Here is a 12,814-nt window from a genome sequence, read left to right on the forward strand (position 1 = left end):
TCCTGTTCACTTCCAGCCTCCAGGCGGCCGGGATACCGCAGGACAGTGTGAAGGTGAAGTAAACAGGAAAACAGCAGGCGTTACTTAAAAGCGGCTAAGCCTTTTCGCAGCCCGTAAAAGAGGGATAAATGTTGAAAAAACAGCCGTATTTACAATCAGCTAGTCATTATCGCCAGAGAAGGCGGAAAAGGCATTGACTCACTACGCATTGACCGTATAATTCCAGGCGTTTCACCACCGCGAAGTACACTCTTCTCCGTGCGCCCTTAGCTCAGTTGGATAGAGCAACGGCCTTCTAAGCCGTAGGTCGTAGGTTCGAATCCTACAGGGCGTGCCATTTAAAAACAGGCGCTTACGCCAGTTTCAAGCCAGCCTGATTTTCTTCATGAAACACCCATCGCGAAAGTAGCGTTAACGCACATTTTTCACAGCACAATTGACTGTTATAACAGTATTTTTCTTACGCTGTGGCAATTTTGTTATTCCTCTACCATGCTCATATCACCTCACTCTCACTCGTGGGGCTTTTTGTAGTTGCTGATTAATCTCAAGGAAAAAGGTTATGAAAAAAACGACTGCTATTTTGATGGGCGCTGCATTTCTGTTTACCACCAATACCTTTGCGGCTGAACTGCTGACGAAAAACGAGTTTGAGAAAGTTGAGTCTCAGTATGAAAAAATCGGTACCGTGAGCACGGCTAACGAAGTCTCTGTCGACGATGCGAAAAAAGAGCTGGTCGAAAAGGCCGATAAAGAAGGTGCTGATGTACTGGTGCTGACTTCCGGTAATACAAACAACAAAATTCACGGCACCGCCGATATTTACAAGAAAAAATAATACCTTAGTAACCACCCCTGTTTCGGGGTGGTTGCGCGCCCTACCTCCCTCCCAACATTGTTTCTTGCCGCTTCTCGCTCAGAGAGGCCGTTTACACTTGATTACGTATACATAATGCGTATAGTTCTCATTTGCATTTCTTTTAATAACTTTTAAGGCCCGACAACGGGTCATTTTTGCGCGCACGTTAAGAGCTCATTATGAACAACACCACAATGCACAAAACGCTGCTGGCGATTGCCATCGGCGCGGTAACCCACTCCGCTTTTGCGGCGGATGAGAAAAAAGAGGACACCATCGTCGTCCAGTCCACGGCGGGGAGTGATTTCAAACCCGGCGGCGACCAGCTGGTGCCCGCCTTCCTTGACGGGCAGGTGGCGAACGGCGGACGCATGGGTATGCTCGGTCAGCAGAACGCCATGGACGTGCCATTCAATATCATCAGCTACACCTCGAAGCTGGTGGAAGATCAGCAGGCGAAAACCATTGCTGACGTGGTTGCCAACGACGCGGGCGTGCAGTTCGTTCAGGGTTACGGCAACAGCGCGGAAACCTTCCGTATTCGCGGCCTGAAGTTTGACGGCGACGACATGACTTTTGGCGGATTGTCCGGCGTACTGCCGCGTCAGGTGGTGGATGCCCAGATGGTCGACCGCATCGAGATCTTCAAAGGGGCCAACTCCCTGATGAACGGCGCCGCAAGCTCGGGCGTGGGCGGGATGATCAACCTTGAGCCAAAACACGCGGGCGACACCCCGCAGGCGAAAGTGGGTGTGGACTACACCTCGGATTCCCAGATTGGCACCACGCTGGATGCGGGCCGCCGCTTTGGCGATAACGACCAGTTTGGCGCGCGGGTGAACCTTGTGCATCGTGAAGGCGAAACCGGCGTGCCGAACGACCGCCGCCGCACCACGCTGCTTTCTACTGGTCTGGATTACAAAGGCGACCGTTTCCGCACCTCGCTGGACCTGGGCTACCAGAAAAAAACCTTCCACGGCAGCCCGACCAGCGTCAACATCTCGGCGGTGGATTTTGTGCCTGAACCGCCGAAGAACGATCGCAACTTCTCGCAGAAGTGGGCCTACAGCGATATCGAAAACGAGTTCGGGATGTGGCGCAGCGAGTATGACATCACCGATAGCTGGACGGCGTATACCGGTCTCGGCGCGCAGCACGCGCACGAAGAAGGGATCTACAGCGCGCCGAAGCTCCTCGATAAGAGCGGTAATGCGGTGGTCAGCCGTCTTGATACCAACCGCATCAGCGATTCTGTCAGCGGCATGGCGGGCATTCGCGGTAACTTCACTACCGGATTCGTCTCGCACAAGGTCAATGTTGGCTATTCGGCGATGACCAAAAACGAAAAGATCGCGTGGAAAATGTCGGCGACGAAGGATAATCCGACCACCAACATCTACCACAACACCGGCGTCGATATGCCGGACAGCTCCAACCTCAACGGCTTAGGCGGCAAATACAGCGATCCGCTGACCAGCGGGCGCACCCGCACGCAAGGCTGGCTGCTGAGTGATACCCTGGGCGTGCTGGATGACAAGCTGCTGTTCACCGCAGGCGCGCGCCATCAGAAGGTGGTGATTCGCGGGTACAACAAAATCACCGGTGCGGAAAACGACGCGGACGGTTTCGACGGCAGCCGCTGGATGCCCACCTACGGCGTAGTCTATAAACCGTGGGAGGAAATTTCCCTCTACGCCAACCACACCGAGGCGTTACAGCCCGGTGAAACCGCGCCTCGCTCAGCAAACAACTACGGCCAGAGCACCGGTATCGTTCACTCTAAGCAGAACGAAGTGGGCGTAAAGGCGGACTTTGGCCGCGTGGGCGGCTCCCTGGCGCTGTTTGAGATCAAAATGCCGTCGGCGATCCTTGACGACAGCGGTCACTATGGTCTGGATGCAAAACAGCGTAACCGCGGCGTGGAGCTGAACGTCTTCGGCGAGCCAATGCTCGGGATGCGTCTGAACGCCAGCGCCACCTGGTTGCAGGCCGAGCTGACCAAAACCAAAAACGGCGTCAATCAGGGCAACGATGCGATCGGTATTCCGAGCTTCTACGCCGTGCTGGGCGCAGAGTACGATATCAAGCCGATTGAAGGCCTGACGGCGACCGCGCGCGTTAACCACTCCGGCACGCAGTATGCCGATCTTGCGAACAGCAAAAAGCTGGACAGCTACACCACGCTGGATCTGGGCATGCGCTATCGCTTCGCGGTGAACCACAATGAAAATCAGATGACCGTACGGGCAGGTATCGACAACGTGACCAACGAGAACTACTGGTCAAGCGTGGACGATTCCGGTACTTACATTACTCAGGGCGAGCCGCGTACCTTTAAGGTCTCGGTTGGCTACGAGTTCTAAGCGTTCCACCTCGTTATCCGGGGCAGGGACGCCCCAATCCCTTCGTTGTCGTGTTATAAAATTGTAATAAAAGCTTCTTACACTGGTCGCCACAACCTTACCTCTTGGCCAATGACAGGAAGCCGCTATGGGCAGACCCCTCAAATCCGTATTTAAAAAAGAACATCGCGACGATATCAGTAACCGCAGCGCTAACCCGGTATTCTCCGAGGTTGCAGAAGTGTTCCTCTCGCGCCGCCGTTTTCTCCAGATGGGGGCCGTAGCGGGGGCTGCCGTATCATTCCCGTATCTGATCACACCCGAAAATGCCATTGCCGCGGTATCGAAGCCTTCCGCGCTGGCAAAAGCGGTTTCCCTGGGCTTTACCAGCATCGACGTCTCTACGGAAGACACGGTCAGGGTGCCGGAAGGTTATATCGCCCGCCCGTTCTATCGCTGGGGCGATCCGACGGGGATCAAGGACAACATGCCGGCCTTTAAGCCGGACGCCAGCAATACCACAGACGAACAGGCTGTGCAGGCGGGCATGCACCACGACGGCATGGCGTGGTTTAGCCTGCCGCAGGGGGCGCAAAACCCGGAGCATGGCCTGCTGGCGCTGAACCATGAGTACATCGACAACGGAATGCTGTTTACCGACGGTACGGCGAACTGGAGTCTCGACAAGGCCCGCAAGGGGCAGAACGCGATGGGCGTGTCGGTGGTGGAAGTGAAAAAAACGGGCAGCGGCTGGGAGGTAGTGCGTCCGTCTTCCTTCGCCCGGCGTATTACCGTCAATACGCCGATGCAGCTTACCGGCCCGGCGCGGCATCAGGATTTAATGAAAACCGCCGCCGACCCGCAGGGGGAACGCGTTCTGGGCACCATGCAGAACTGCGCCAACGGCCACACGCCGTGGGGCACCTATCTCACCTGCGAGGAGAACTGGTCGGACATTTTTGTCAAAAAAGCCGATCTCAACCCGCTGGAAAAACGCTACGGCATCAGCGACAGCGATGAATCGTACCGCTGGAACGAGGTGGATGAGCGGTTCAGCGTTGATAAAACCCCTAACGAACCCAACCGTTTCGGCTGGGTGGTAGAGATCGATCCCTACAACCCGACCTCCACCCCGCGCAAGCACACCGCGCTCGGCCGCTTCAAGCATGAGGGGGCCGCCGTCACGCTCGCCGCCGATAATCGCGTGGTGGTCTACATGGGGGACGACCAGAAGTTTGAGTACATCTATAAGTTTGTCTCCGACAAAAAATACGATCCCGCGAACCGGGAAGCCAATATGCAGCTGCTGACGTCCGGCACGCTGTACGTCGCCAGGTTCAACGAGGACGGCAGCGGCGACTGGCTGCCGCTGATCTTCGGGCAAAATGGCCTGGATAAAAGCAACGGTTTTGCAAGCCAGGGCGATCTGCTGATTAAAACCCGTCTGGCGGCCGACGTGGTGGGAGCGACGAAAATGGACCGCCCCGAGTGGATAGCGGTCGATCCGCACGCCAGCGGCAGCGTCTACTGTACGCTGACCAACAACAGCGATCGCGGTAAAGAGGGCAAGGCACCGGTCGACGCCGCTAACCCGCGTGCCAACAACTTGTTTGGGCACATCATGCACTGGCACGAAGAGGGTGCCGATCCTGCCGCCGCACGCTTTAAGTGGGATATTCTGGTCATGGCCGGGCGCACCGACGGCGACGATCCCAAAGCCAAAGGCTCGATGCAGGGCGCGGCATTTGGCAGCCCGGATGGGTTGTCGTTCGATCACCAGGGCGTGCTGTGGATCCAGACCGACGTCTCTTCCAGCACCATCAATAAGAAAGCCTACGAGGGGATGGGCAATAACCAGATGGTGGCCACCATTCCGGGCACCAACGAGTATCGCCGTTTCCTGACCGGGCCGCGCGGATGTGAAATCACCGGCATTGCGTTTACGCCGGACAACCGCACGCTGTTTATCAACATTCAGCATCCGGGGGAGGGCGGGGATGATATTACCGACCCGGCCAATCCGCGCGCTGTTTCCAACTGGCCAGACGCCAGCCCGAACGGGCGTCCGCGATCGTCAACGGTGGTGATTACCAAAGCGGACGGCGGGATCATCGGGTCGTGACGTTTATCCGCCGGGCGCATGCGCTGGCCCGGCGTTAAGCTTGCTACCACCAGCATGAAGTGTTAAAACGTGCCCCTTCTAAAAAAGAGACAGGGGTAGGGCGTGAAAGACGCGTCATCCGCTTCAGGCCATGGTAGCGCTGAAGCTTCGTCGGATCAGAGTCCGACGCTGCAACGTGGTTTGCAAAATCGACATATTCAGTTAATTGCCCTTGGCGGCGCGATCGGTACCGGGCTCTTTCTCGGCATCGGCCCCGCCATTCAAATGGCTGGCCCGGCGGTTCTGCTGGGTTACGGTATCGCCGGGATTATCGCCTTCCTGATCATGCGCCAGCTCGGCGAGATGGTCGTTGAAGAGCCGGTGTCCGGCTCCTTCGCACACTTTGCCTATAAATACTGGGGGCCGTTCGCAGGTTTCCTCTCCGGCTGGAACTACTGGGTGATGTTCGTGCTGGTGGGCATGGCCGAGCTGACCGCCGCCGGCATCTATATGCAGTACTGGCTCCCGGACGTGCCAACGTGGATTTGGGCCGCGGCCTTCTTCATCATCATTAACGCCGTTAACCTTGTGAACGTCCGCCTGTATGGCGAGACCGAGTTCTGGTTCGCGCTGATCAAGGTGCTGGCGATTATCGGCATGATCGGCTTTGGCCTGTGGCTGCTGTTCTCCGGCCACGGCGGCGAGCGCGCCACGATCGATAACCTGTGGCAGCACGGCGGCTTCCTGGCGACTGGATGGAAAGGGCTGATCCTCTCGCTGGCGGTCATTATGTTCTCCTTCGGCGGGCTGGAGCTGATTGGCATCACCGCGGCTGAAGCGCGCGATCCGCACAAAAGCATTCCGAAAGCGGTCAACCAGGTGGTGTACCGTATCCTGCTGTTTTACATCGGCTCGCTGGTGGTGCTGCTGGCGCTCTACCCGTGGGTGGAAGTGAAATCTGACAGTAGCCCGTTCGTGATGATCTTCCACAATTTGAACAGCAACGTGGTCGCTTCGGCGCTTAACTTCGTCATTCTTGTGGCGTCGCTGTCGGTCTACAACAGCGGGGTTTACTCCAACAGCCGCATGCTGTTTGGCCTCTCCGTACAGGGCAACGCGCCGAAGTTCCTCACTCGCGTCAGCCGTCGCGGCGTGCCGGTCAACTCGCTGTTCCTTTCTGGCGCTATCACCTCGCTGGTGGTGCTGATCAACTATCTGCTGCCGAAAGAGGCATTTGGCCTGCTGATGGCGCTGGTTGTCGCCACGCTGCTGCTTAACTGGATCATGATCTGCCTGGCGCACCTGCGCTTCCGCGCGGCGATGCGCCGCAAGGGGCGCGAGACGCAGTTTAAAGCGCTGCTCTATCCGGCGGGGAACTACCTCTGTATCGCCTTCCTCGGCCTGATTCTGGTGCTGATGTGCACCATGGATGAGATGCGCCTGTCAGCGATGCTGCTGCCGGTGTGGGTGGTGTTCCTGTTTATTGCATTTAAGCTCTCGCGCAAAAAGTAGCGCGGTTTTCTCCCTCTCCCTGTGGGAGAGGGCCGGGGTGAGGGCACCAGACCGCACCAAACCAGACCGCACCACACTGCCCCGCCTTCACGCCCGGTGGCGCTGCGCTTACCGGGCCTACAAAGTATCACTCCACCTTTATCGTGACCCCCCTCCCAATTCCGTTTCGATCCACAGGATCTTTATTTTGTAATCGATTACTTTTTATTTGAACTAATTTGTAATCGATTACTTTTTCCGGGTGAGGCTTATCATGGTGTCAACTGAGAGTAGTGAAAAGGCGATAACGCAACACCGGCTGCTGGTGCCGCGGCTGTCGCTGATGATGTTTCTGCAATTTTTTATCTGGGGTAGCTGGTCGGTCACGCTCGGCCTGGTGATGACCCAGCACAACATGTCTCTGCTGATTGGCGATGCGTTCTCCGCCGGGCCTATCGCCTCCATTCTCTCGCCGTTCGTGCTCGGCATGCTGGTGGACCGCTTCTTCGCCTCGCAGAAGGTGATGGCGGTGATGCACCTGGCGGGCGCGGCGATCCTCTGGTTCGTGCCGGGGGCGCTGATTGCCGAGAACGGCGCGCTGCTGATTGGCCTGCTGTTTGGCTACACGCTCTGCTACATGCCGACGCTGGCGCTGACCAACAACATCGCGTTTCACAGCCTGGCAAACGTGGATAAAACCTTCCCGGTGGTGCGCGTGTTCGGCACCATCGGCTGGATCGTGGCGGGCATTTTCATCGGCGTGACCGGCGTGGCGTCCAGCGTGACCATTTTCCAGGTGGCGGCGGCCAGCTCCGTGCTGCTGGCGCTTTACAGCCTGACGCTGCCGCACACGCCTGCTCCGGCGAAAGGCCTGCCGGTGAAGGTGCGCGATCTTTTCTGCGCGGATGCCTTTGCGCTGCTCAAAACCCGCCACTTTTTCGTCTTCTCCGTCTGCGCGATGCTGATCTCCGTCCCGCTCGGCACCTATTACGCCTACACCGCCTCGTATCTGGCGGATGCGGGAATTGCCGACGTCAGCACCGCCATGTCCTTCGGGCAGATGTCCGAGATCGTCTTCATGCTGGTTATTCCGCTGCTGTTCCGCCGTCTGGGCGTGAAGGTCATGCTGCTGATCGGCATGCTGGCGTGGTTTGTGCGTTACGCCATGTTCGCACTGGGCGTCAGCGAGGAGGGGCGCATTCTGCTGTATCTCGGCATCCTGCTGCACGGCGTCTGCTACGATTTCTTCTTTGTCGTCGGCTTTATCTACACCGACCGCGTGGCGGGCGAAAAGGTGAAAGGCCAGGCCCAGAGCATGATCGTGATGTTCACCTACGGCATCGGCATGCTGCTCGGCTCGCAGATTTCCGGCGCGCTCTATAACCGCCTGGTGGCAGGGCAGACCGTGCCGCAGGCGTGGGTCACATTCTGGTGGATCCCGGCGGTAGCGGCCGCGGCGATCGCGCTGATTTTCCTTCTCACGTTTAAGTATGACGATGACAAGGCGTAATGTTCAGGAGGTGGTATGAGGACGATAAAAGGACCCGGCATTTTTCTCTCGCAGTTTATCGGCGAGGAAGCACCGTTCAACACGCTCGACGGGCTTGCAGGGTGGGCGGCTTCAAAGGGCTATAAAGCGGTGCAGATCCCCTGCAACCATCCGCATATTTTTGACGTCGAGAAAGCGGCTGAGAGCCAGGCCTACTGCGATGACATCACCGCTAAGCTGGCCGCGCACGGGCTGGTTATCAGCGAACTGTCGACCCATCTGGAAGGGCAGCTTGTCGCGGTAAACCCGATTTACAGCGACGCGTTTGATCACTTCGCGCCCACGTCCGTGCGCGGTAACGATGCGGCGCGCCGGGCGTGGGCCACGGAGAAGCTGAAACAGGCGGCGGTCGCCTCGGCAAGATTAGGTCTGAAAGCACACGCCACCTTCTCCGGCTCGCTGGCGTGGCCGTTTTTCTATCCGTGGCCGCCGCATAACGAGCAGCGCTTTCAGGAGGCGTTCGAGGAGCTGGCGACCCGCTGGCGGCCGATTCTGGATACCTTCGACGAGCAGGGCGTGGACGTCTGCTTTGAGCTGCATCCGGGGGAAGATCTGCACGACGGCGTCACCTTCGAGCGTTTTCTTGCGCTGGTGGACAACCATCCGCGCTGCAACATTCTCTATGATCCAAGCCATATGCTGCTCCAGCAGATGGACTATCTGACCTTTATCGACATCTTCCATGCGCGTATTAAAGCGTTCCACGTGAAGGATGCCGAGTTTCGCCCCAGCGGGCGCAGCGGCGTCTACGGTGGTTACCAGCCGTGGATCAACCGCGCCGGACGCTTCCGCTCGCCCGGCGACGGGCAGATCGACTTCAAAGGCATTTTCGGCAAGCTGACCCAGTACGACTATGACGGCTGGGCGGTGCTGGAGTGGGAGTGCTGCCTGAAGGATGGCGATACCGGGGCGAGTGAAGGCAGCGAATTTATCCGCCGCCACATTATTCCCGTTTCCGGACGGGCGTTTGATGATTTCGCCGCAGGGGGCAGCCATGATTAACGTCGGGATTATCGGCAGCGGGTTTATTGGCCCGGCACACATCGAGGCGCTCAGGCGTCTCGGGTTTGTGCAGGTGGTCGCGCTCTGCGACGGTTCGCTCGTTAAGGCGCAGGAAAAGGCGCGCCAGCTAAATGTCCCGCATGCTTACGCCAGCGTGGAAGAACTGCTCGCGCACCCCAATCTGCATGCGGTGCACAACTGCACGCCGAACCACCTGCACGCGGAGATTAACCGCCAGATCCTGCGCGCGGGCAAGCACGTGTTTTCCGAAAAGCCGCTGTGCATGACGCCGGACGAGGCGCGCGAGCTGGTGGCGCTGGCGGAGCAGGCGGGCGTGGTGCATGGCGTGAGCTTTGTCTATCGTCAGTTTGCGATGGTGCGACAGGCGGCGAGCATGATGCGCGCGGGCACCCTCGGGCGGCTGTTCGCCTCGCACGGCAGCTATTTGCAGGACTGGATGCTGCTGGAAACCGACTACAACTGGCGGGTGGATGCCGCGCTCGGCGGCGCATCGCGCGCGGTGGCGGATATCGGCTCCCACTGGTGCGATACGGTACAGTATGTGACAGGCAGGCGCATTACCGAGGTGATGGCTGATTTATCCACCGTCTGGCCGAGGCGCAAGGCCAGCGCGGGTGGTCACCAGACCTTCTCCCATGACGAGCAGGCGGAGTATGAAGTCAAACCGGTCACCACCGAAGATTTTGGCTCGGTGCTGTTCCGTTTTGACGACGGCAGCAAGGGCAGCTTTAGCGTCTCGCAGGTGAGCGCGGGGCGAAAAAACCGCCTGACCTTTGAAATTAACGGCAGCGAGCAGTCGGTGGCGTGGGATCAGGAAATCCCGCAGCAGCTGTGGATCGGCCATCGCGCCCGGGCAAACCAGACGCTCACCGACGATCCAGGCCTGATGAACCCTGACGTGGCCGACAGCGCCCACTTCCCCGGCGGGCACATTGAAGGGTGGCCGGATGCCTTTAAAAATATGATGGCGCAGTTTTACCGTGCCGTGCAGGCGGGCGCGATGCCGGATAATCCGCAGTTTGCCACCTTTTACGATGGCGCCAGTGTGATGTATATCATTGATGCAATTGTGAAAAGTCATCAGCAGCAGCGCTGGGTGCGCGTGGAATACTGACGCATTGCCCGGTTCGCCGGGCAATCAATTTATGGTAGCCTGCACAAAACGCTAACCGCAGGATGTATCGTCGCTATGTCAATTCAGAAAATCGCTCAACTGGCCGGGGTATCCGTGGCAACGGTCTCCCGCGTACTGAATAACAGCGATACCGTAAAGGCGAAAAACCGCGAGCGCGTTTTGCAGGCGATCCAGGAGAGTAACTACCAGCCCAATCTGCTGGCGCGTCAGCTGCGCACTGCCCGCAGCTATATGATCCTGGTGATGGTCTCGAACATCGCCAACCCGTTCTGCGCCGAAGTGGTGAAGGGCATCGAAGCCGAGGCGGAAAAGAACGGCTATCGCATTCTGCTGTGCAACTCCGGCTCGGATATTGAGCGCTCCCGCTCGGGCTTAAGCCTGCTCTCCGGCAAAATCGTCGACGGCATTATCACCATGGACGCCTTCTCGAAGCTGCCGGAACTTGCCGCGCTGATTGGTTCTGCACCGTGGGTGCAGTGCGCCGAATATGCCGATGCGGGCGCGGTCTCCTGCGTCGGCATCAATGATGTGGACGCTTCACAGCATGCCGTCAGCCAGCTGGCCGACGGCGGCCGCAAGCGTATCGCGATGATCAACCACGATCTCAGCTACAAATATGCCCGCCTGCGCGAACGCGGCTATAAGAGCGTCATACACCTGCGGGATCTGGACTATCAGGCGGTGGAGTACGCCAGTGAGCTCAGCTCCGGGGCGGGCATGGCGGCGATGCAAAACCTGCTAAAAGCAAACCCGCCGGATGCGGTGTTTGCCGTTTCCGATACGCTGGCGGCGGGGGCGCTGCGCGCCATTCAGCAGGCAGGTCTTCGGGTGCCGGAGGATATTGCCGTGGTCGGCTTTGACGGCACCGAGCTGGCGGAGATGGTTTCTCTCACCACCATTGAACAACCGTCGCGGGATATCGGGCGCAAGGCAGTCAATTTGCTGTTAAATAAGATCGACAACCCGGATGCGCCCACGGAGAGGGTCATGATGGACTGGCGCTTTATTTCCCGCGCCAGCACCTGATTATCTGGCGATGACGCCAGCCAGCGAGCGAATATCGTTTCCGGTTGGCGATTGGTGAATACGCAGACCAAATTCATCCACCACCGCGAAAATATGGTCGAAGATGTCGGCCTGAATTTCCTCATATTCCGCCCAGACCACCGTGTTGGTGAAGGCGTATATTTCAATCGGCAGCCCGTTGGCATCCGGCGCGAGCTGGCGCACCATCAGCGTCATATCTTTACGAATACGCGGGTGGTTACGCAGATATTCATTCAGGTAGGCACGGAAGGTGCCGATATTGGTCATCTTGCGCAGGTTTAATACCGATTCCCCTTCACCGTTTTTCTGATTCCACAGGCTAATTTCCTCATGGCGTGCGGCCAAATAAGGCTTCAGGAGTTTCGCCTGAATCAGTTTTTGCTGCTCCTGCTCGTCGAGGAAATGAATGCTGGTGGTATCGATATTCAGGCTGCGCTTGATGCGGCGACCACCGGAGGCGGACATGCCGCTCCAGTTGATGAACGCATCGGACACCAGCGCCCAGGTCGGGATGGTGGTGATGGTGTTATCGAAGTTGCGCACTTTAACGGTGGTCAGGCCGATGTCGGTCACCGTGCCGTTGGCGCCGTATTTCGGCATCTCCAGCCAGTCGCCGAGCTTGAGCATGTCGTTGGCGGAGAGCTGAATACCGGCCACCAGGCCGAGTATCGGGTCTTTAAAGACCAGCATCAGAACGGCAGCCATCGCACCCAGGCCGCTTATCAGAATGGCGGGTGACTGACCGATCAGCAGGGAGATAATTAGTATCCCCACCAGAATGGCGCTCACCAGCTTGATGCCCTGGAATATCCCCTTCAGCGGCAGCTGTGACGCGGTGGCCATTTTCTGCGACAGATTGAAAATCACGTCCAGCAACGAGAAGAAGGAGAGCAGGGCATAAACCATCACCCACAATTTCGCGCAGGTGGTAAGTAATTCCGCCGCTTCGCTGCCTTTTTGCAGCCACAGAACCGCCTGAACGTTGACGATTATCCCCTGGAGGGTAAACGCCAGACGGTGAAATAACTTGTTCTGCGTAATGATTTGCAACCATAAATGGCTGCTGGCCTGGGCGCGTTTCTCGAATGCGCGCAGCACCACTTTGTGCAGAATAAAATGAACGATAATGGCCGTAAGAAAAATAATACCAAAGATAATCACTAAAGAGGTGGTGTGATTAATTTCAATCCCTAACTCTTCAACCTGAGCAATTAATTCCTGCATAACGTCTCCTGTATTGATGCAGCCCCATAATGGCGGCTGCGGA

9 protein-coding genes and 1 tRNA gene are annotated in these 12,814 nt (G+C 57.8%); 9 read left to right on the forward strand and 1 reads right to left on the reverse strand.

What is annotated here, in order from left to right; genetic code table 11:
• The first annotated feature begins 260 nt into the window (after nt 1-260).
• From RY075_RS05945 to RY075_RS05985, 9 genes are all read left to right on the forward strand, one after another.
• A tRNA-Arg gene (locus RY075_RS05945) sits at nt 261-337 on the forward strand.
• A gap of 225 nt (nt 338-562) precedes the next feature.
• A complete protein-coding gene (gene yahO, locus RY075_RS05950) occupies nt 563-838 on the forward strand; it encodes a DUF1471 family periplasmic protein YahO (protein ID WP_003858898.1) in 276 nt (91 codons plus the stop codon).
• Nucleotides 839-1,038: 200 nt separating this feature from the next.
• The gene (locus RY075_RS05955; RefSeq protein WP_109948476.1) at nt 1,039-3,222 is read left to right on the forward strand and encodes a TonB-dependent siderophore receptor; all 2,184 of its coding nucleotides are present in this window, start codon (nt 1,039-1,041) and stop codon (nt 3,220-3,222) included.
• 127 nt (nt 3,223-3,349) lie between these two features.
• The gene (locus tag RY075_RS05960; RefSeq protein ID WP_045896324.1) at nt 3,350-5,323 is read left to right on the forward strand and encodes a PhoX family phosphatase; all 1,974 of its coding nucleotides are present in this window, start codon (nt 3,350-3,352) and stop codon (nt 5,321-5,323) included.
• 102 nt (nt 5,324-5,425) lie between these two features.
• Entirely contained in the window at nt 5,426-6,814 is a 1,389-nt protein-coding gene (pheP, locus tag RY075_RS05965) for a phenylalanine transporter (RefSeq protein ID WP_023324264.1), read from the forward strand.
• Nucleotides 6,815-7,067: 253 nt separating this feature from the next.
• Entirely contained in the window at nt 7,068-8,303 is a 1,236-nt protein-coding gene (locus RY075_RS05970; RefSeq protein WP_063864141.1) for an MFS transporter, read from the forward strand.
• A 15-nt stretch (nt 8,304-8,318) separates the two neighbouring features.
• The gene (locus tag RY075_RS05975; RefSeq protein ID WP_109948477.1) at nt 8,319-9,344 is read left to right on the forward strand and encodes a sugar phosphate isomerase/epimerase family protein; all 1,026 of its coding nucleotides are present in this window, start codon (nt 8,319-8,321) and stop codon (nt 9,342-9,344) included.
• Nucleotides 9,337-10,479 carry a Gfo/Idh/MocA family oxidoreductase gene (locus tag RY075_RS05980; RefSeq protein WP_338628296.1) on the forward strand — a complete coding sequence of 381 codons (1,143 nt, stop codon included), beginning with the start codon at nt 9,337-9,339 and terminating at the stop codon, nt 10,477-10,479. The genes RY075_RS05975 and RY075_RS05980 overlap by 8 nt, the downstream gene beginning before the upstream one ends.
• Nucleotides 10,480-10,554: 75 nt before the next feature.
• Nucleotides 10,555-11,526, forward strand: a complete 972-nt coding sequence (locus RY075_RS05985) for a LacI family DNA-binding transcriptional regulator (RefSeq protein WP_003858889.1) — start codon at nt 10,555-10,557, stop codon at nt 11,524-11,526.
• Here the strand turns inward: RY075_RS05985 and RY075_RS05990 are convergent, their stop codons facing one another.
• Nucleotides 11,527-12,771, reverse strand: a complete 1,245-nt coding sequence (locus RY075_RS05990) for a mechanosensitive ion channel family protein (protein WP_058652745.1) — start codon at nt 12,769-12,771, stop codon at nt 11,527-11,529.
• Nucleotides 12,772-12,814 lie beyond the last annotated feature (43 nt).

The sequence above is a fragment of the Enterobacter sp. JJBC genome (genome assembly GCF_036936505.1).
In the GTDB taxonomy this organism is placed as follows: Bacteria; Pseudomonadota; Gammaproteobacteria; order Enterobacterales; family Enterobacteriaceae; genus Enterobacter; species Enterobacter hormaechei_C.